This window comes from Ochrobactrum sp. BTU2, from assembly GCF_024539785.1.
In the GTDB taxonomy this organism is placed as follows: domain Bacteria; phylum Pseudomonadota; class Alphaproteobacteria; order Rhizobiales; family Rhizobiaceae; genus Brucella; species Brucella anthropi.
On the sequence record NZ_JAHWRG010000003.1, the window covers coordinates 202,074 to 222,297 of the forward strand.

The following is a 20,224-nucleotide window of genomic DNA, read 5'->3' on the forward strand; positions in this document are numbered from 1 at the left end:
CACCAGTGGTCAGAGGGCGCAGGAAACGCAACCCTGCACTTCCGTGCCGGAGAGCGCCATCTGGCGCAGGCGAATGTAGTAGATGGTCTTGATGCCCTTCTTCCACGCGTAGATCTGTGCGCGGTTGATATCGCGTGTCGTTGCGGTATCGCGGAAGAACAATGTCAGAGACAGGCCCTGATCGACGTGCTGTGTTGCTGCCGCATAGGTGTCGATGATCTTCTCCGGCCCGATCTCATAGGCGTCCTGATAGTAATCGAGATTGTCATTGGTCATGAACGCTGCCGGATAGTAGACGCGACCGATCTTGCCCTCCTTGCGGATTTCAATCTTCGACACGATCGGATGAATCGATGACGTCGAATGATTGATGTAGGAAATCGAGCCTGTCGGCGGCACGGCCTGAAGGTTCTGGTTATAAAGCCCGCCCTCCATCACCGCATTTTTCAGATCGCGCCAGTCATCCTGCGTCGGAATCGCAATGCCAGCCTTTTCGAAAATTTCTCGAACCTTTTGCGTCGCTGGTTCCCAAAGCTGCTCGGTATATTTGGCGAAATATTCACCCGTTGCATATTTGGATTTCTCAAAACCTTTAAAGGACTTGCCCGTTTCCACTGCAATCAGGTTCGATGCGCGGATCGCGTGATAGGTAACCGTATAGAAATAGATATTCGTGAAATCGACGCCCTCCTCCGAGCCGTAATAAATCCGCTCGCGGGCGAGATAACCATGCAGATTCATCTGACCGAGACCGATGGCATGGCTTTCATCATTACCTCGGGCGACCGACGGCACGGAACCGATTTGGCTCATATCGGAAACTGCTGTCAGAGCGCGGATGGAGGTTTCGATGGTCTTGCCGAAATCGGACGAGTCCATTGCCGATGCAATGTTGAGCGAACCCAGATTACACGAAATATCTTTGCCAAGATGATCATAGGAAAGGTCTTCGCCGAAGATGCTCGCCTCACTCACCTGGAGGATTTCCGAACAGAGATTGCTCATGGTGATGCGCCCGTCAATCGGATTGGCGCGGTTCACCGTGTCCTCGAACATGATATAGGGATAACCGGACTCGAACTGGATTTCCGCCAGCACCTGAAAGAACTCGCGTGCATTGATCTTCTTCTTGGTAATGCGCGCATCATCGACCAATTCCCGATATTTTTCGGTGATCGAAATCTCGGTCAGTGGCACACCGTAGACCCGCTCCACGTCATAAGGCGAGAAGAGGTACATATCCTCGTTGTTCTTTGCGAGTTCGAAGGTAATGTCTGGAATGACCACACCAAGCGACAAGGTTTTAATGCGGATTTTCTCGTCGGCGTTTTCGCGCTTCGTATCCAGAAAGCGCATGATATCCGGGTGATGCGCATGCAGATAGACAGCGCCCGCACCTTGTCGCGCGCCAAGCTGATTGGCGTAGGAAAAGGAATCCTCAAGAAGCTTCATCACCGGAATGATGCCGGATGACTGGTTCTGAATCTGCTTGATAGGCGCGCCCGCCTCACGAATATTGGTAAGGCTCAAGGCCACCCCGCCGCCCCGCTTCGACAATTGCAACGCCGAATTGATTGAGCGCCCGATGGACTCCATATTGTCTTCAACCCGCAGCAGAAAACAGGAAACGAGCTCGCCGCGCTGCTTCTTGCCTGCATTGAGGAAAGTCGGCGTCGCAGGTTGGTAGCGGCCTGCAATGATCTCCTCCATCAGATTGCGTGCCAGCTGTTCATTGCCGCGCGCCAGCGTCAGCGCTACCATGCAGACACGGTCTTCATAGCGCTCCAGATAGCGCTTTCCATCGAAGGTTTTCAGCGTATAGCTGGTGTAATATTTGAACGCGCCGAGAAAGGTCGGAAACCGGAATTTCTTCGCATAGGCTTCGTCGAAAAGATCGCGCACGAAATTGAAGGAATACTGATCCAGTACCTCTTGCTCGTAATAGCCTTCGGTCACCAGATAATCGATCTTTTCCCGCAAGTTATGGAAAAAGACCGTGTTCTGGTTCACGTGCTGGAGGAAATATTGGCGCGCAGCCTGCCGGTCGCGGTCAAGCTGGATTTTTCCCTCGTCATCGTAAAGGTTCAGCATCGCGTTGAGCGCGTGATAATCCAGCCCGTCCAAGGATTTTGACGGTTTACTGCTGTTGGAAGTTACAGCTTGAGGCGCATCCTGCGCCACTGGCTGTGCCTCGCGCTCTCGGATCAAGGTCGTGTCTGCCGTGTCCAAAATCGTTCCATCCCGTTCTTGACATTGCCAATGTCCTCATCGGTTCCCAGAAGCTCGAAGCGGTAGAGATAGGGAACCTGACATTTGGCGGAGATAATGTTGCCGGCGATACAGAAAGCCTCGCCGAAATTGCTGTTTCCCGCGGCAATCACGCCGCGGATGAAAGAGCGGTTGCTCTCATCGTTGAGAAAGCGGATCACAGGCTTGGGGACAGCGCCCTTGGAGCCGCCGCCACCATATGTGGGCGTCACGATCACGAATGGCTCGCGCACCTGCAATCCGCCTGAACCGTCCATCGGGATACGGTTCGACCGCATTCCAAGCCGCTCGACAAACCGGTGTGTATTTTCCGACCGGCTGGAGAAATAGACGATCAGGCTCATGTGACCATAGCCCTCAGGCGAGAGCGCTGATCATATCGGGCCGGAAGCCCGCCCAATGGGATTCACCTGCCACAACCACCGGCACCTGGCGATAACCCATGTCTTGAACGAGATGGAAAGCATCGGCATCGGCGGAGATATCGATGACTTCATATTCGATACCCTGGCGGTCGAGGGCGCGCGTGGTGGCCGTGCACTGGACGCAGGCGGGTTTGCTGTAAACGGTGACGTTCATTTTTTCCTCACTGGAGCATGTCTCCCAAAAGTGGGAACCGGTTTTGGGGTTAAGACATGCATAAAAACAAAGAGATAGAGTATTTCCAACGGTCCGGTTTAAACTGGAATACTCTCGATAGGAGACGCAAAGAGCCGTTCGCGCATCGCAAAATGCGCGTCGAAAGACATGAGATACGGGATCGGCCAGCCGCACGAACAAGCAGCCTGACCACACAAACTATGCCTCGAAGGGAGGATCGGAACCGAAACTGAATAAACTGGACATGGACTTCACCCCGAAGCTATGAGCGGGAAGTTCGGGGCAGCAACCCGTAAGGCAACGATTTGCCACACAAGATTGCGCGCCAACCGGACACCCCGCCCGTGGACGTACTCGTTCAAGGCAGGTCTCCTGGCTCACGGATCAACATTCTGTCCGCCTTCCCAGCCAAAGCCAGTGACGTGATGGACAGAACTCTCCGCTTACAGTTGCGGGGGCAGCTCCGGCATTGCCGCATCCGTCATGGATGAAACGCACCGGATTCCCGTCTTAGCTTTCGACCCAACGAATCGAAAGAACCTAGAACACTATATATAGTAGTCGAAGTTAAAAACTCGTCAATAGATAGTTGGCCGCAAAGCGTGGAATGAACGAAGCGTTCTTCACCCAGCTGGCTTAATCGGTTTCGGTCTGAACTCCGGTTTGATGGCCTTGAGGGCCATGCGATCCACCATTGAGGGGGCAATCAGTTTCAACCAGCGCCCGAATCGCATCTGGCGTGTCATCAACACTTCACGCTTGCGAGCCTGCACGCCTTCCAGCATCAGCCGCACAGCTTCCTCGACGGGCATCATGTCATCTTCGCGCACACCACTTGTTCCCAGCGCACCGCCGCTTGCGCTGTAACCCACCTTGCGAATGTCGGTTTTGACGACGCCCGGATAGACGATGGTAATGGATATACCGCTTGGTTCCAGTTCCGCGCGAAGCGCCTCGCAAAAACCCGAAAGAGCGAACTTCGTTCCGCTATAGGCAGTGCGCCCCGGCACACCGATCAATCCGGCAACAGAAGACACAGCCACGATCCGTCCCTTGCTGGCGGCAAGATACGGAAGTGCTGCATGAATGGGCCAGACGCTACCCCAGTAATTCAACTCCATCAGATCATGCATCCAGTTGAGATCATCTGGTTTGATCTCAGCAAAATTGGCGTGGGCCGACATGCCTGCATTCACAATCAAAGTGTCGATACAACCGAAAGCGGAAACGGTTTTATTGATAAGATCGATACAGGCTGTACGATCTTTCACATCGGTTGGTACCACGAGAACAGAACTGCCCAGTTGCCGCAATTCGATGGCCAGATTTTCCAGCTTTTCAACATTGCGCGCAGCAAGCACCAGAGCAGCATTGGCACGGTCACGCCGGGCAATCTGCCGTGCAGTTTCGGCACCGATCCCATCCGATGCTCCCGTTATGATCGTCACGTCCATGCGAGGCCCTCCCTGCCTATCGATCAGACGACAGGTAAGGTACAGGCAGGCCGATCCATGCGTCTAGCACTTTAGACTTTGCGCGATGGAATGGCTGCTATAACGACGATTATGAATTTCGCGGCACCGAGACCGCAGCGAAAAGACCTGATGCAGCACACCACGTGCTCTATTTGCGGTCAAAGAAGGCTCAATGCAGGCCCTGTGCGATTAGGTGTGGTTGCCGGACTTGACCATCAACCTTCTGGGACCAGCGCCCTGTTGTCCAAGGACATCATCGGGATTTCGCAACGGACATTCGGAAAGCGAGAGACAACCGCAGCCGATGCAGCTCGTTATCTGGTCGCGAAGCTGCATCAGACTGTCGATACGTTCCTGAAGCATATCTTTCCAGGCTTCAGAAAACCGCCGCCAGTCTTCTACCGTTGGCACGTGATCGTGCGGAAGATCCGCCAAGGCCTCACGAATGATCACCAGAGGGATGCCCGCGCGCTGCGCGATCTTGATAATGGCGATGCGGCGCAGCACAGCGCGGTGATAGCGACGCTGGTTTCCTTCCGTACGCCAGCCTTCGATCAGGCCCTTGGTTTCATAGAAATGAACCGTGGAGACCGCCACACCGGCGCGCCGGGAAACATCACCGACCGCCAGGCTTTTCTTGAGACCAGACTGTTCCATATCGTCAAACTCAATCATGCAAACTGTGTAGGCTGCGGCCTCATGGCAATGCAAGATATCTCATAAATCCGTGTCATGTCTCAGTGCGCGATAATTGCGGCGCGCCCATAGCAATGGGCGTGAATGCAACGGCAAATCAGTGTCCGTTACCAGCCCGGCAAAAAGCGTGTGATCCGCCATTGGAACGCTGCCCGCCAATTCGCAATCGATGGCAGCCGAAGCGCCAAAGAGATGCGGCCTGCCAGACGGCCATTCCCCCCATACGCCGATGAGGAAGCGTTGCGCATGCTGTACCTTGCCTGCGAAGGCATCACCGATCATTTCCTGCCCTTCCGCGAGCATGGCAAGCGAGAAACCGCCATCCGCCATGATTGCTGTAGCCAGTGCACTGTCACTTTTCACCGAGACCAGAACCATCGGCGGTTCTGCTGAAAGTGATAAGACTGCGGTTACCGTGCGACCATGGGCCTCTCCTGCATCGCACGCTGTCACCACGGACACGGTGGATGCCATCCGCGACATCGCATCCGCGAACTCTCGTTTCGAAACAGCACCTATTGCGTCGCGATCTAAGTGCAGCACGTTTCTGTTCATCATCTTGCAAACCCTTCGGATTGAATACCTGTGTAGCGCCGGTCGGAAACACCCCGCAGCGTTTCCGACCGGCTATGGCCTTGCGGCGGGATACCCGCTCGGCCACATCGAACTGAAACGAGCACTACTCGGAATGCTGTTTCAGATAGGCAATCATGTTTTCGAGGTCTTTTTCCTTGGTCAGTCCGGCAAAAACCATCCAGGTGCCTTTGACCCTGGCCTGCGGTTTCCTGAGAAAGCTCTTCAGTTCATCCTCATTCCAGACAAGCCCCTCGGCGGCGGCCTTGCGCATCGCGTCCGAATAGGGGTAGCCGGGATAGGATGCGGCTGTTCGGCCCACGACACCGTTCAATGACGGCCCACGCTTGCTCTTGTCAGCCTCGGCTGTGTGGCAGACGGAGCACCGCTTGAAGAGTTTTTCTCCCGCACTAGCGTCATCCTCCGCGCCAAAGGCAGCTGTTGAGACGAAGAGCGCAGCGGGAAATGCCAGGGGAACAAGAAGAAGCGACAAGCGCATGGGCGATACTCCAGATGATCGGCCATGCTTCTCTAGTTCCTCAACCTTGGTTGAGGTCAAGTGCAAATCCTGCTTGTTTCGTCACTTTTTAGAATCCTCATTTGATAAAATGTGCGGAAGTGTTCAGCACGGCCCCACCGAAGCGGTTGCGGCATCGTCATGGATCTCCGCGCAGGAGGTTCTCCGTCCATCCTGCATCCGGCGGAGACGCGAACGTACTTTTCCATGGCGCGCTGTAGCGTCAGGCAGTGCCCGGCAAGCTGCATTAAATAAAACATTCACAAAGTTGTGTGGCTGGCGTCGAAGAACTGGTAAACATTTTCAACCACTTATGTTCAGGCATGTTTCGCTTGTCAGCTTTTAGGGCTTAATTTCAGCGTCTTAGCCGAAGGGAGAAATTGACAGTCTGCCTTTCCATCCTGTATCGATCTTTAGGTTTTGAACATCGTTCAATATATTGAACAATCGAAGGTTTCTCCCAAGGCCTTCTTTCAAAGCCACCGGTGCATCGGCTGCATCGGAGAATTACGGATACGCTTCCTTCCCAAGACAGAAGCAGGTCCGGGATAAGCCCAGCGTTGTGTGCCGGTGAGGAAATGAGAGACCTCGGCGCTGGTGAATGTGATAAGGGTGGAATGATGACAACAGAGATCAAGCCATTTTCGTTCGACACCGTCGGTTCGATGCTCGTCGAATGGAGCGCTGCGAAGCGCCTCGGCGAAATCCTCGGCGAACGGTTTTCCGAACGCAATATTCTGATCGTGACGGACAAAGGCCTGCACAAGGCAGGCGTTCTCGACCATGCACTGGCTTCTTTGGAGAAAGCTGGTTTCGGTATCAGCGTTTTCGATGACGTGGTGGCCGATCCGCCGGAATCCGTGCTGTTTGCCTGCGTCGAGCAAGCAAAGACCGCTGGTTGCGACATCGTGCTCGGTTTGGGCGGCGGTTCGTCCATGGATATCGCCAAGCTCGCAGCAGTGCTGCTTGTCTCCGAACAGGAACTTTCCGAACTGTATGGTATCGGCAAGGTGCAGGGCAGCCGTCTTCCGCTGATCCAGATCCCGACCACAGCTGGAACCGGATCTGAAGTCACGAACATCACCATTCTGACGACCGGTGAAACCACGAAGATGGGCGTCGTTGCCCGTCAGCTCTACGCCGATTTCGTTATTCTCGATGCAGAACTGACCTGTGGCCTGCCTGCCCTGCATACAGCCGCAACCGGCATCGACGCCATGGTCCACGCAATCGAGGCCTACACAAGCCGGATCAAGAAGAACCCGCTGTCCGACGCATTTGCACGCGAAGCGCTGAAGCTTCTTTCGGCCAATCTGATCGCCGCTTGCGAAAACGGCAATGATCGTCATGCCCGTGAGGCCATGCTACTCGGCGCGAATTATGCCGGTCAGGCTTTCTCCAACTCGCCCGTCGGCGCTGTTCACGCGTTGGCTTATCCGCTTGGCGGCCACTACCATGTACCGCATGGTCTTTCCAATGCGCTGATGCTGGGGCCTGTGCTGCGTTACAACATGGCGGGCGCGGCCAAGCTCTATGCAGAGCTTGGCGATCTGCTGCTGGAGAAATCCGAAGGCACGACGGAAGAGCGTTCTGCAGCATTCGTCACCTATATGGAAGAGTTGATGAACAAGTCCGGCGCACCGCGCCGCCTGCGTGATGTTGGCGTGACGGAAGAAAGCCTCGAAATGCTCGCGCGCGACGCGATGCTGCAAACACGGCTTCTGGGTAACAACCCGGTCGATGTGACCGAGGCCGACGCTCTGGCGCTTTATCGCGAAGCTTTCTGATCAAACATAACGACCTGACGGACCGGACACCGGAGAAGCGAGCTGACAGCTGCTTCTCCGCAGCTTGTCTCTGTGTCTTTGGAGAATAAATTGAGCACTGAACGTATCGACGGTCAGGAGCAGCCCTATTGGCCTGCCGGACCATTCAAAATTCGTCTGCCTTTCGTTCACTACAAATTCGAATGGCCCGATTATTTTCAAGGGCTGCTGATGTGCGCAGTGGATCTGTCGGCCATCCCGCTCATGACTGAACTTCTTGGGATGCCTTTCGAGGTCGCCCTTGCTGTGGTCGTGCTGAACGGCTTGTTCTATCTTGCGCATCATCTTCTGGGCGATCCCGTCGTTCCGGGCTGGATCACGCCTGCCATCCCGCTTCTGATGGCCTATTGCTCTACGTTCCCCGAAGGTCCCGAACGCGTTCACGCTCTGGTCGCATTCCAGATGATGCTCGGCATATTCTCGATCTTTATCGGCGCGACGGGCATGGCGCATCGGGTGGTGCAGCTTATTCCCGCCGCCATCAAGGCAGGTATCATTGTCGGCGCGGGATTTGCCGCCGTGATATCGGTTTTCCAGCTGGGCGGACGTTTCGATACGTTCCCGTTCACGATCACCATTGCTGTTGGCCTCGGCTTCTACGTCATCTTCTCCCGCCATTTTGCGCGTATCAAGAACAGTAATCCGGTGCTTGCCATTGTCGGAAAGCTTGGTGTGTTCCCGATTATTCTGCTCGCTGTCGTTATCGCTCCCCTCTTCGGTGAAGCACAGTGGCCAAAGCTTGAATGGTCGATCACAAGTCCGGATTTCACCACGCTATGGCGCGAATATACGGTTTTCGGCCTCGGCTTGCCGCCGCTTTCGATGTTCCTCAGCGCAATCCCGACAATGCTTGCGGCCTATATCGTCGTGTTCGGCGATGTCCTGCAAAGCCGCGCCATTCTGAAGGAAGCCGATGAAGCGCGTCCTGATGAAAAAGTGGACTACAACCCCGACCGGGCGCATCTCATCTTTGGCGGACGCAATGCTGCAATGAGTGTTCTCGGACCGGATGTATGCATGTGCGGCCCGCTCTGGTCGGCTATGCACGTCGTCATCACCGAGCGTTTTTCGCAAGGAAAGAAGGCCATGCATTCGATCTTTGGTGGCGCAGGCTCATTTCGCTGGGGCACCAATACCGGCTTGTTTCTGATGCCGATCGTCACTCTGGTGCAGCCGATCCTTGGCGTCGCACTCGCCCTCACCTTGCTTATTCAGGGATATGTTTCGGTTCGCGTCGGCATTCTCGAAGCACGTTCCCAACGCGATCTTGGCATTGCCGGCGTGGTCGGCGCGGTTCTTGCCACTCGCGGTGCAGCCTGGGCTTTTGCGACCGGTGTCGTCCTCTGCCTTTTGATATATGGCCGTGACTTCTTCCGTGGTGAAGTAGACAACACTTTTACCAAAGACAACTGACCGATAGCCCTCCCGGTCCCACCGGGAGGGCTTCTGGTTTTTATCCACTCACGACTTCAGGCAACGGTCGATCCACTGTCATCGCATGATCGAGAACCCGTTGCAGATTGGCGGCGTGACGGAAACTCGGTTCCAGTTCCGTACCATCGGCCACAGCACGCGCAAAACGCTGGTAGTTCGTCTCTACCGTTCCCGCATCGATGTCCCGCCAGACTGGCGTTTCAATGTCCTCGCCGATGGAACCACGCAGGCTTGAGCCTGTCGGTGCGTGGAGGATTTCCAGCGCACCCTTGTCGCCATGGATCCGCAGCCGCAGCTCGTTCAGGTGCCCCGTTGCCCAACGGCTGGCGTGAATGACACCCAGCGCGCCATTGGCGTATTCCGCCATCATGACGAAGCTGTCATTCGCATCGAGCACATACTCACCGATATGGTTGTTATCCGCCTTTTCAAATGTCTTGAGACGTGCCGAGGCCCGCTCCACATCGCTGCCGATAGCATAGCTGGCAAAGTCGAGAATATGGATGCCGACATCGCCCAGAACACCGTTCGAACCATGCTTGGTCGAAAGGCGCCAGAGCCATTTGCTTTCAGTTTTCCAGTCGCCCCATGTCTTCGAGACTAACCAGCTTTGCAGATAGGACGCCTCGAAATGGCGCACCTGGCCGATCTCACCCGCCATCACCATTTCGCGCGCCTTTTGCAGGGGCGCGACATTGCGATAGGTCAGGTTGACCATGTTGATGACATTGGTCTGCTCTGCCGCATCCGCCATTTCAGCGGCTTTTTCGTAGCTTTCTGCAAGCGGCTTTTCGCAGAAGACATGCTTTCCCGCGCCCACCAGCGCAAGCGTGGTCGGATGGTGGATGGCATCCGGCGTCACATTGGCAACCGCATCGAAGCGGCCCCATTCCAGCGCATCCTCAAGCCGCGTGAAGCGGTTGTGGATGTCGTGATTTTCGGAGAAGGCATCGACACGCTCCGCCGAAACGTCACATGCAGCAACCACCTCGACGCCCTCGATGGCCTTGAAGGCTTCGGCATGGTTCTTCGCCATGCCGCCTGTTCCCAGAATAAGAAGACGCATCATGCACCTCAACGATAACCGGCTTCGCCCGGCTTGTGCAGTTTAGGCCCACGCTCGACAATCGGCTCTGGCGCCTTGTCGACGGGAACATTCGGCGCGGTGTGAATGCCCGTCCATGCCGGTTGCGGATTGTAGGCCCATTTGACCGAGTTGCGCAGAACTGTCTGCACATTCGCATCATGATAGGTTGGGTAGGTTTCATGACCGGGGCGGAAGTAGAACACATTGCCCGCACCGCGCCGCCATGTCATGCCCGAGCGGAAGACTTCACCGCCCGCGAACCACGAGATGAACACGGTTTCGAGCGGTTCCGGCACGGAAAACTGTTCACCGTACATTTCCTCGTTCTCAAGCACGAAATTCTCGTCCAACCCCTGTGTGATCGGATGGCCGCGATTGACTACCCAGAGCCGCTCGCGCTCGCCCGCTTCACGCCATTTGAGCGCACAGGGCGTTCCCATCAGACGCTTGAAGATTTTGGAGAAATGTCCGGAATGGAGCACGATAAGCCCCATCCCTTCGAAGACGCGTTTGGCCACGCGTTCCACAACCTCGTCACTGACGCCACCATGATCCTTGTGGCCCCACCAGACCAGCACGTCGGTCTTGGCGAGACGCTCTTCAGTCAAGCCGTGCTCCGGTTCCTGCAAGGTGGCAGTCGTCGCTTCGATGGCGCTATCCTCGCTCAGCGCCCTGGCGATAGTGTTGTGCATGCCGTCCGGATAAACCAAACGCACTGTTTCATTGATCTGCTCGTGAATGTTTTCACCCCAGACGATGGTACGAATAGGCACGAGTATTCTCCTTGCTGCGGGCATCACAGCCCATTTGTCTCATGTGTCATTATGCTTGGGAGGTCAGCGTCAGACGGCGCGGCCCTTTTCATCGAAACGATGAATGTTTTCACCCATCGGGGAAACCGAAAGCGTCTCACCTGATTTACGCGCCGCCACGCCGCTTTCGCGGACCACCAGCGGTTCCTCCAGGCCGAGATCGATATAGACATAGGTGTCGGACCCGAGAATTTCGGTATGGATTACCTGACCGGTCCAGTGACCATTTTCGTGTACGATAGCGAGATGTTCGGGACGCAAACCCACCGTATGCGCGCCAAAAGGCTCACTATATCTGCCGGTCAGGAAATTCATCTTCGGTGATCCGATGAACCCGGCGACGAAAAGCGAGTTTGGCTTTTCGTAAAGCTCGAGCGGCGTTCCGATCTGCTCCACGCGTCCGTCGCGCAGCACACAGATGCGGTCGGCCAGCGTCATCGCCTCCACCTGATCGTGCGTCACATAGATCATGGTGGTGTCTTCCATGCTCTGGTGGAGCCTGGCGATCTCAAGCCTTGTAGCCACACGTAGTGCCGCATCGAGGTTGGACAAGGGTTCATCAAAGAGGAACACTTTCGGATCGCGCACGATGGCACGACCAATCGCGACACGCTGCCGCTGCCCACCGGAAAGCTGGCGTGGCAGGCGCTCGAGATAAGGCGTCAGCTGCAACATCTCCGCAGCCTTGTGAATGCGGCTCTTGCATTCATCCTTGCTCTTGCCCGCGAGCTGCATGCCGAAGGCCATGTTCTCGTAGACGGTCATATGCGGATAAAGCGCATAGGACTGGAACACCATAGCGATGCCGCGCTTCGAAGGTGCGAAGCTGTTGACCACCGTTCCGTCGATGGACAGATCGCCTGATGAGATTTCCTCCAAGCCTGCAATGAGGCGCAACAGCGTGGACTTTCCGCAACCGGATGGACCGACGAAGACCATGAACTCACCGGGTCGGATATCCATATCCACGCCCTTGATGACCTCGAAGTTACCGAAAGACTTGCGCACATCGCGCAACTGAAGTTCTGCCATGGTTGTACCTAACCCTTTACGCCGCCTGCCGTCAGACCGGACACGATCCGCCGCTGGAAGATGAGCACGAGGATGACGAGGGGAACCGTCACGATGACGGAAGCCGCCATGATGTTGCCCCAGGGGATTTCAAACTGACTGCTGCCGGACAGAAGCGCGATAGCCACAGGCACGGTGCGCTGGCTGCCCGAAGAGGTGAAGGTGAGCGCGAACAGGAACTCGTTCCATGCCGAGATGAAAGCGAGCAATCCGGTTGTCACCAGCGCCGGCCACATCAGTGGCATGAAAACACGCGTGATAATCACCCATGGCGATGCGCCATCCACGATGGCCGCTTCCTCAATCTCGATTGGCAGGTCACGCATGAAGGTGGTGAGGACCCAGACCGTAAACGGCAGCGTGAAGATCATATAGGAGAAGATCAGCGCCAGCGGCGTGTTGAAGATACCGAGAAAACGGATCAGCTCGAACAGACCCGCCAGAACGGCGATCTGCGGAAACATGGACACCGAAAGAATGGTGAGAAGCAACAAGCCCCGCCCGCGAAAACTCACACGCGCCAGCGCATAGGCAGCCGTCACCGCCAGCAACAGCGAGATTGCCACGACAACGGTCGCCACCAGCAATGAATTGCCAAGACTGCGTAGGAAGCTGCCCTGCGTGAGAACACCGGCATAATTGTCGAGCGAGAAACTGCTTGGCCAGTAATCGACCTGAAACAGTGCCGTCCCGGATTTGAGACTGGTGATGATCGCATAATAGAACGGGAACACCGCGATCAAAATGATGAGCGCCACCAGCAGATAGAAGCTGAGGGTTTTCACATAGTGCATCATGCTATTCCCCCCTGCTGCCGACATTGACGCGTCCGAAGAACATGTAGAGCACGGTGATCGCCGCAATGATGAGGAACAGCATCGTCGATGCCGCCGCACCATAGGCGAATTTGTCGAAATCGAAGAGATTTTCGCGGGCGAAAACCGACATGGTCTTGGTCTGCGCATTATTCGGCGTCAGCACATAGATCAGGTCGAAGATGCGCAAGGCATCCAGCATACGGAAGATGATCGCCACCATCAGCGCTGGACGGATCAACGGCAGCGTCACACGCCAGAACACCTTGACCGGATGCACGCCATCGATCTTGGCCGCTTCGTAAATGTCGGATGGCACCATTTGCAGACCGGCCAGAATAAGCAGCGCCATGAAGGGCGTCGTCTTCCAGACATCGACAATCAGGATCGCAATCATCGCGGTGTCGGGATTGGCCGTCCAGGCGATCTTCTGGCTGATGAGGCCCAGATTGAGCAGGATATGATTGAGGATGCCGAACTGGTCGTTGAGCATCCAGCCCCACATCTTGGCTGAAACAATCGTCGGGATTGCCCACGGGATCAGGATTGCGGCGCGCACGAGCCCACGCCCCCGGAAATTCGCGTTCAGCACCAGAGCGACGATCAATCCAAAAATCGTTTCAAGGCTGACCGACAGAATAGTGAACCGGATCGTGTTCCAGACCGCACCCCACCAAGCGGGATCAGCCAGAAGACCGCGATAGACGGTACGCCCGCTCTTGAGCGTCACCCAGGACAGATAATTGTTAAAGCCAACGAATTCCGCCGTACCGAGGCTCGTCAGCGATGCATTGGTGAAACTGAAATAGATGGTCCGCAGCAGCGGCCAGCCCGCCACCAGCGCCAGCACGATCAGTGTTGGTGCGAGAAACACCCATGCCGACCGGATACGCTGCGCGCGCAGATCGGAGTGAACCCGGCTTTTTGTGGCCGAGCTCCCTGACATATCGAGAGAAGTCTCCGTCATGATCCCACTCTTGGTCCTGCTCAGAGAAACTGGAGCGTCCGGGCTGCCCTTTTCGGGGGCTTGGGAGGACAACCCGGACGCGGCTTGATCGGTCCCTACCAGCCGGAGCCTTCCAGCTCAGTCAGCTCGACCTCAAGCATTTCGAGATTCTCCGCAGCCGTACCGTTGCCCGAGAGCGTCTTGTGCACGGCAGTCCAGAATTTCGACGACACTTCGTTGTATTTCACCTTTGTCGCAGCCGACGGGCGCGGCACTGCATTCTGGAAGATCGGCTTCCAGTTGGCCATGAATGGCTGCGCTGCAATGATATCCTTGTCGTCGTAAAGCGCTTCAATGGTTGGCAGGCGCGAAATCTGGACCGCCTGCACCTTCTGCACTTCCGGCGAAGCCAGATATTTCACCAGCGCGATGGCAGCATCCTGCTTGGTGGAATATTTGGAAACGGCAAGATTCCAGCCGCCAAGCGTCGAGGATGGCGCGTCACCCTCCGCACCGGCAGGCAATGGCGCAACGTCGAACTTGCCTTTCACGCCGCTATCGGCACTGTTGCCAAGCGCATAGGCATAAGGCCAGTTGCGCATGAAGACGGCATTGCCGGTCTGCCAGACGCCGCGCGATTCCTCTTCCTGATAGGCGAGTGCGCCCTGCGGCGATATCGAACCGATCCAGCCCTTGGCGCGATCGATCGCTGCCGCAGCCTTTTCATTGTTGATGGAAATCGTGCCGTCGGCTTCGACGATCTGGCCGCCACCCGACGACTTTACCCATTCGAGCGCATTACAGGTCAGGCCCTCATAGGCATTGCCCTGAAACACGAAGCCCCAGAGATCGGACTTTCCCTCGGCCCGCTCCTTGTCCATGATTTCCTTGGCGGTCGCCGTCATCTCGTCCCAGGTCTTGGGAACCTGCTTGTTGTATTTTTCGAGGAGATCCTTGCGATAGAAAAGTGCCGGAGCGTCAGTATAGAATGGCAACGCAACCAGCTTTCCATTCACGGTCTGCGACGCGATAATGGACGGGAAATGCGCGCCCGTGACATCCTTGGTGGCTTCCGTCAGATCAACAAACTGTTCGGACAGCTGCGGCGCCCAGACTACATCCGTCTGGTAAACGTCGATATCGGCGTTACCGGCTGCAAGCCACAGACGATACTGGCTGAACTGCTCGCTGCTTGATGATGGCATCGAGACGATGTTGACCTTGTTGCCGGTATCCTTCTCGAACTTGACGATCTGCTCCTGCAGAAACTTGATGTTATTGCCCGTTGAATTGGCTGCGATGGAAATCTCCACCGCATGAGCGCTCACTGTCGCCATACCAAATGCCACGCAGGCCGCGAGCACACCCTGAAAAGCCTTCATTGTTCCCTCCTCCCATCCATTCTGTAAGCGGTTTGATAAAATCGAAAACGGTTTGGATGGCGAAAAGGTTGCAGAGGACCGCATTTCTGTCAAGCCGCAGATTCTGCACCATGCTTCACTTCATCCAACACCAACCATGAAACAGTGATATTTCAATATCTTACCATTCTGTTTCATTGTTGATTGTCGGTCTGGAGCCTTAGCTTCCCAAACATCACAAAGCGAAAACTGAAACAAACTTGAAATCGGTTTGGTTTTCGTGCACCCTATATGTTGCAGCAGTTCAAAGAACTCAACCGACCAATTGTTAATCGCAAGGAAGCGGCTATAATCCGCTGCCTTGCCTGCCTGAATAATTCGAAAGCCAAATGAAGCTCCGTGAATTCGCCAAACATCTCGGCCTCTCAGCCACGACCGTCAGCCGGGCGTTGAGCGGCTATCCCGAAGTGGCGGAAAGCACGCGCAAGCGGGTCATGGACGAGGCTGTGCGCCTCGGTTACCGGCCTAACGTCAACGCGGTCAGACTGGTTACCGGGCGTGCCGGTGCAATCGGCGTCGTGATGGGCCGTAACAGCGAGTTTCACTTCGCCGAGTTCATGCGCGGCATGGCAGAACGGCTCAGTCAGGATGAAGTCGATATTCTCGTCAGCCCGATTGCAAACAACGGCACCGACGACGAAGTGCAGCTTTGCCGACGTCTGGCCACCAGCCATCGCGTCGATGCCATCATCGTGACATCTCCAAAGCCCAATGATGAGCGCATCCGCATGCTGCACGAACTGGGCATGCCATTCCTCGTGCACGGACGATCTGAAACCGATATTCCGCATGCATGGCTCGACATCGACAATGAAGGCGCGGTTTACCGTTCGACTGCCCATCTGCTCGACCTCGGCCACCGTCGCATTGCGATGATAAACGGTCGCTACGGCTTCACCTTTTCGCTTCATCGCGACGAAGGCTACCGGAAAGCTCTCGAAAGCAGAGGCATCGCCTTCGATCCGGAACTTGTCGAGCACGGCGACTTCACGGACGAGATCGGCTATCGCCTCGCGCGCAAACTTCTGGAGCGCGATCCGCGCCCGACCGCGTTTGTTGCCGGCTCTATGATGACTGCGCTTGGCATATACCGGGCCGCGCGCTCTTTCGGCCTGACTATCGGCAAGGATATTTCCGTCATCGCCCATGACGATGTCATCTCGTTCCTGAGCGCCGACAATATGGTGCCGTCCCTGACCGCAACCCGCTCGTCGATGCGCGCTGCGGGAAAACGTTGCGCCGATCTCCTGATGGACATACTCGACGGACGCGCGGCAACTGACATCCATGAATTATGGCCGGTCGAACTGATCCTGCGAGAATCAGCAACCCGCGTGCCGGAATGGGCCTAGTAATATTCAAGATTTGACGCGATTTGTCAGATTCAGGCCGCTGGTGTAGATTTGTCGTGCAACGCGGAATTGGTTCAGCACGTAGAAATACGCATCCGAAACCAAACCGCGTTGCATGCGGTTTATATCGGAGTAAAAATTGCGTAGTGAACAATCTATTCTTCAAATTTCCATAGCGGTTACTATTCTGGTTGCTGGTTTCGGTGTCGTTTTCGGCCTGTTATCCGGCTCATTTTCTATCGTATTCGATGGTGTTTACATGCTGGCTGATGCTGCGATGAGCGGGCTCGCCCTCCTCGTCTCACGCCTCATCGCCCTTTCTGCCTTGCCGGAACAGCCACGCGGAAAATTGCGCGATCGCTTCACAATGGGCTTCTGGCATCTCGAACCGATGGTGCTTGGCCTTAACGGCATGATGCTCACCGGCGTTGCGATCTACGCGCTCATCAACGCAGTCGGCAGCCTGATGGATGGCGGACGCGATCTCGAATTCAGCTACGCGATTTTCTATGCCGTCGTTGCCCTGATTGCCTGTCTGGGCATGGCACTCCTGGAAATGCGCGCAAACCGAACCCTAAAATCAGATTTCGTCGCACTCGATGCCAAAGCCTGGATCATGTCTGGTGGCATAACTGCAGCGCTTCTGATCGCTTTTTCGGTCGGCTATGCCATTGAAGGAACAGAACTCGGCTGGCTGACGCCCTATATCGATCCGGCAGTTCTCGCGGTTGTTTGTCTTGTCATCATCCCCATGCCAGTCGGCACGATCAGACAGGCATTGGCTGACATATTTCTTGTTACGCCTGTCGACCTTAAGCAGCATGTCGATGCGGTTGCGGAAGAGTTCGTCAAACGCAACGGCTTTCTGTCATACCGCGCTTATGTCGCCAAGGTTGGTCGCGGCAAGCAGATCGAACTCTATTTCATCGTTCCGCCCGATCTTCCGCCACGAAAGCTCGAGGAGTGGGATGCGTTACGCGACGAAATCGGTGATGCACTCGGCGGTGAGGGGCCGGACCGGTGGTTGACCATCGCGTTTACGACGGATGTTGAGTGGGCCGTCTGACCTGAATGGTTGTTACTCGTTCGTCAGCGACAACTGTCGGCGCAGCCGCATCGTGCGGCTGTCCCCCGGCTGACGAGGCAGCCGATTGAAAGCATTCAAATAATTGGTCTTGGTGCGCATGATGTGCGCCTCCAGTATTTCCCGCAATTCCTCGGGCTTGTCGGCATCGGCCAGCTCGATGATGGTGGCATGGTCGGCGAAGGATCGCGCAGGCTCGCCTTCGGCACCGATGGCAAGATGTGTCCGCAAGGCTGCGACGCGCCCCAGAATGCTGTCATAGGCACGGGCGAGATAGCGATTACCGCAGACGCGGAAAAAGGCCAGATGGAATTCGGTGTCGCAACGCCCGTAAGCGCGCAGATCGTCCTCATCTATTGCCGCGCGCATAAGATCGTACTGCTTTTTCAATTGAGAGACGAGCTTCTTGCGATTGCCGATCAGCGCCAACCGCATGGCCTGATCTTCCAGCCCGACGCGGAAATCGCAAAGCTCGGCTATATCTTCCTGCGTCGGCGTGAAAACATAGGTGCCGGACTTCGGAACAATGTGAACCAGTTCCTGCATCTGCAGAATGTTGAGTGCCTCGCGCACCGGCGTGCGACTGACATCGAAAGCCGCAGCGAGCATGTCTTCGGAGAGGTTCTCTCCGAATTGAAACTCTGCATCGACAATGGCACCGCGAATACGTTCGGCGATGCTGCTTGCCAGCGACTTCTTGCTCTTGCCTCGAATCTCTCTCATGTCCGAATCTTACAGACGCCTCATTGCGACGTATAGAGCGGTTGAAACCGCATTCAAATTACACCCATCAACGATAACGGGCCCGGCCGAAAACCGGACCCGTCAATCTGATTAGTCCCGTTTGGCTTTCAGGCTCATGCAGAGGAAGAAGCCAAGGATCGGGAAGATGGACAAAGCCAGCAGCGACAGCGAGAAGCTGTCAGTCGTGGATTTGACCCAGCCGACCAGATAGGGCCCTGTGAACCCGCCAAGCTGTGCAAAGCCATTGATGGCCGCAAGTCCACCAGCGGCAGCGGCGCCGGACAGGAATTGCGTCGGCAGCGTCCAGAACACGCCGAGATAGGACCACAGGAAGAACGCGCAGACCGACAGGAGCACGAGGCTCAGGATCGGCGACGGAGCCAGCGCACTGGCGGCAAGAAAGACACCGCCGAACAGGCCGGCAATTGCCGTGTGGATCTTGCGCTCGCCGGTACGATCCGAACTACGCGAAATCACGACAAGTCCGATCGCGGCAAACACGAACGGAATGGCCGAAATGAGCCCGGTCTGCGCTGCGGTATAGTCGCCAAGGCTCTTTACGATCTGCGGCAACCACATGATCACGCCGTAAACAGCGATACCGTTGAACATATAAACCAGCGTCAGAAGCCAGACGCGGTAATCGCTGAACACTTCTTTCAGCGAGTGACGGGTATCGGCCTGCTTGCCTGCATTTTCCTTGGCAAGTTCGGCCATCAGCCATGCGCGTTCGTCGGCGGTGAGCCACCGCTTGTCCTTTTCCGGACTGTCGACCAGATAGAAGAAGGTCACGACACCGAGGATCACGGCGGGAAGTCCTTCAAGAATGAACATCGCCTGCCAGCCATGCAGACCGAAAAGCCCCTCGCCCGCATCCATCAGCCAGCCGGAAAACGGTGCGCCCACGACGATGGAAAGCACGGTTGCCGTCATGAACAGGGCCGTTGCGCGACCACGTTCCTTGGCCGGGAACCAGTAGGTCAGATAAAGCAGAACGCCCGGCGCAAAACCGGCTTCTGCCACGCCAAGCAGGAAGCGCAGAACATAGAACGAAACCGGGCCCTGCACGAAAGCCATAGCGCAGGACACGATCCCCCACGTGACCATGATGCGCGCAATCCAGACGCGCGAGCCGAGCTTGTGCAGCATCATGTTGCTCGGCACTTCGAACAGCATATAGCCAATGAAGAAAATACCCGCACCGATGCCAAACATATAGGGTGTCAGGCCGATATCATTGTTCATGTGAAGCGCGGCGTAGCCGATATTCACACGGTCGAGATAGTTGACGATAAAGCAGATAAAGCAGAACAGAACGATCCGCAGATTGAGCTTGCGAATGGTGCTGTCGCGCAGGTCGGGCGTTGCGCCGACCGCACTCAGAGTGGAATTGACCACGATGTCCTCCCAGGTCTCCGCTCACGTTCCAGCATGAGCGGCATGCAATAATCTTTGCGGGAGCTGTCACACGTTAATGCGCGCTCCCGTTCAGAGCTTCATCAG

Annotated in this window: 19 protein-coding genes and 1 riboswitch; of the genes, 4 read left to right on the forward strand and 15 right to left on the reverse strand. The window is 56.0% G+C overall.

Translation table 11 applies throughout. The features are described 5' to 3' along the window. Positions 1 to 9: 9 nt before the first annotated feature. The 7 genes from nrdE to KWJ32_RS10025 form a co-directional block, all read right to left on the reverse strand. Positions 10 to 2,229, reverse strand: a complete 2,220-nt coding sequence (nrdE, locus tag KWJ32_RS09995; protein WP_011982690.1) for a class 1b ribonucleoside-diphosphate reductase subunit alpha — start codon at positions 2,227 to 2,229, stop codon at positions 10 to 12. Continuing rightward, complete coding sequence (gene nrdI / locus KWJ32_RS10000; protein ID WP_011982689.1) at positions 2,205 to 2,612, reverse strand: class Ib ribonucleoside-diphosphate reductase assembly flavoprotein NrdI; 408 nt, start codon at positions 2,610 to 2,612, stop codon at positions 2,205 to 2,207. Before nrdI ends, nrdE begins: the two co-directional genes overlap by 25 nt. 13 nt (positions 2,613 to 2,625) lie before the next feature. Continuing rightward, the gene (gene nrdH, locus KWJ32_RS10005; RefSeq protein ID WP_010660916.1) at positions 2,626 to 2,847 is read right to left on the reverse strand and encodes a glutaredoxin-like protein NrdH; all 222 of its coding nucleotides are present in this window, start codon (positions 2,845 to 2,847) and stop codon (positions 2,626 to 2,628) included. A gap of 365 nt (positions 2,848 to 3,212) precedes the next feature. Beyond that, positions 3,213 to 3,427: riboswitch (cobalamin riboswitch) on the reverse strand. Between the two features lie 64 nt (positions 3,428 to 3,491). Further along, complete coding sequence (locus tag KWJ32_RS10010; protein WP_011982688.1) at positions 3,492 to 4,322, reverse strand: SDR family oxidoreductase; 831 nt, start codon at positions 4,320 to 4,322, stop codon at positions 3,492 to 3,494. Positions 4,323 to 4,532: 210 nt separating this feature from the next. Further along, complete coding sequence (gene soxR / locus KWJ32_RS10015) at positions 4,533 to 5,000, reverse strand: redox-sensitive transcriptional activator SoxR (RefSeq protein ID WP_040128766.1); 468 nt, start codon at positions 4,998 to 5,000, stop codon at positions 4,533 to 4,535. Positions 5,001 to 5,060: 60 nt separating this feature from the next. Further along, entirely contained in the window at positions 5,061 to 5,597 is a 537-nt protein-coding gene (locus tag KWJ32_RS10020; RefSeq protein ID WP_011982686.1) for a flavin reductase family protein, read from the reverse strand. A gap of 121 nt (positions 5,598 to 5,718) precedes the next feature. Beyond that, entirely contained in the window at positions 5,719 to 6,111 is a 393-nt protein-coding gene (locus KWJ32_RS10025) for a cytochrome c family protein (RefSeq protein WP_011982685.1), read from the reverse strand. A gap of 635 nt (positions 6,112 to 6,746) precedes the next feature. Here KWJ32_RS10025 and KWJ32_RS10030 point away from each other — a divergent pair. Then, positions 6,747 to 7,916, forward strand: coding sequence for an iron-containing alcohol dehydrogenase (locus KWJ32_RS10030; protein ID WP_036579386.1), 1,170 nt, complete (start codon positions 6,747 to 6,749; stop codon positions 7,914 to 7,916). Positions 7,917 to 8,006: 90 nt separating this feature from the next. Continuing rightward, positions 8,007 to 9,368, forward strand: a complete 1,362-nt coding sequence (locus KWJ32_RS10035; RefSeq protein ID WP_010660906.1) for a hypothetical protein — start codon at positions 8,007 to 8,009, stop codon at positions 9,366 to 9,368. A 40-nt stretch (positions 9,369 to 9,408) separates the two neighbouring features. Here KWJ32_RS10035 and KWJ32_RS10040 read toward each other — a convergent pair whose 3' ends face one another. The 6 genes from KWJ32_RS10040 to KWJ32_RS10065 all read right to left on the reverse strand — a co-directional run bounded on the left by KWJ32_RS10040 (position 9,409) and on the right by KWJ32_RS10065 (position 15,502). Then, positions 9,409 to 10,455 (reverse strand): Gfo/Idh/MocA family oxidoreductase, encoded by a 1,047-nt coding sequence (locus KWJ32_RS10040; RefSeq protein WP_011982683.1) that lies wholly within the window; start codon positions 10,453 to 10,455, stop codon positions 9,409 to 9,411. Between the two features lie 8 nt (positions 10,456 to 10,463). Further along, the gene (locus KWJ32_RS10045) at positions 10,464 to 11,249 is read right to left on the reverse strand and encodes a trehalose utilization protein ThuA (protein ID WP_011982682.1); all 786 of its coding nucleotides are present in this window, start codon (positions 11,247 to 11,249) and stop codon (positions 10,464 to 10,466) included. A 69-nt stretch (positions 11,250 to 11,318) separates the two neighbouring features. Then, a complete protein-coding gene (locus KWJ32_RS10050) occupies positions 11,319 to 12,320 on the reverse strand; it encodes an ABC transporter ATP-binding protein (protein ID WP_011982681.1) in 1,002 nt (333 codons plus the stop codon). An 8-nt stretch (positions 12,321 to 12,328) separates the two neighbouring features. Then, on the reverse strand, positions 12,329 to 13,156 hold the full coding sequence (locus KWJ32_RS10055; RefSeq protein WP_011982680.1) for a carbohydrate ABC transporter permease: 828 nt from the start codon (positions 13,154 to 13,156) through the stop codon (positions 12,329 to 12,331). A 1-nt stretch (position 13,157) separates the two neighbouring features. Then, entirely contained in the window at positions 13,158 to 14,141 is a 984-nt protein-coding gene (locus KWJ32_RS10060; protein ID WP_040128466.1) for a sugar ABC transporter permease, read from the reverse strand. 95 nt (positions 14,142 to 14,236) lie between these two features. Beyond that, entirely contained in the window at positions 14,237 to 15,502 is a 1,266-nt protein-coding gene (locus tag KWJ32_RS10065; RefSeq protein ID WP_011982678.1) for an ABC transporter substrate-binding protein, read from the reverse strand. 368 nt (positions 15,503 to 15,870) lie between these two features. On the opposite strand from KWJ32_RS10065, the gene KWJ32_RS10070 reads away from it, so the two are divergent. Further along, positions 15,871 to 16,893 carry a substrate-binding domain-containing protein gene (locus KWJ32_RS10070; protein WP_010660899.1) on the forward strand — a complete coding sequence of 341 codons (1,023 nt, stop codon included), beginning with the start codon at positions 15,871 to 15,873 and terminating at the stop codon, positions 16,891 to 16,893. A 139-nt stretch (positions 16,894 to 17,032) separates the two neighbouring features. Continuing rightward, entirely contained in the window at positions 17,033 to 17,959 is a 927-nt protein-coding gene (locus KWJ32_RS10075; protein ID WP_011982677.1) for a cation transporter, read from the forward strand. Between the two features lie 12 nt (positions 17,960 to 17,971). Here the strand turns inward: KWJ32_RS10075 and KWJ32_RS10080 are convergent, their stop codons facing one another. Next, entirely contained in the window at positions 17,972 to 18,700 is a 729-nt protein-coding gene (locus tag KWJ32_RS10080) for a GntR family transcriptional regulator (protein WP_011982676.1), read from the reverse strand. Between the two features lie 111 nt (positions 18,701 to 18,811). Further along, the gene (locus KWJ32_RS10085) at positions 18,812 to 20,119 is read right to left on the reverse strand and encodes an MFS transporter (RefSeq protein ID WP_010660896.1); all 1,308 of its coding nucleotides are present in this window, start codon (positions 20,117 to 20,119) and stop codon (positions 18,812 to 18,814) included. Positions 20,120 to 20,224 lie beyond the last annotated feature (105 nt).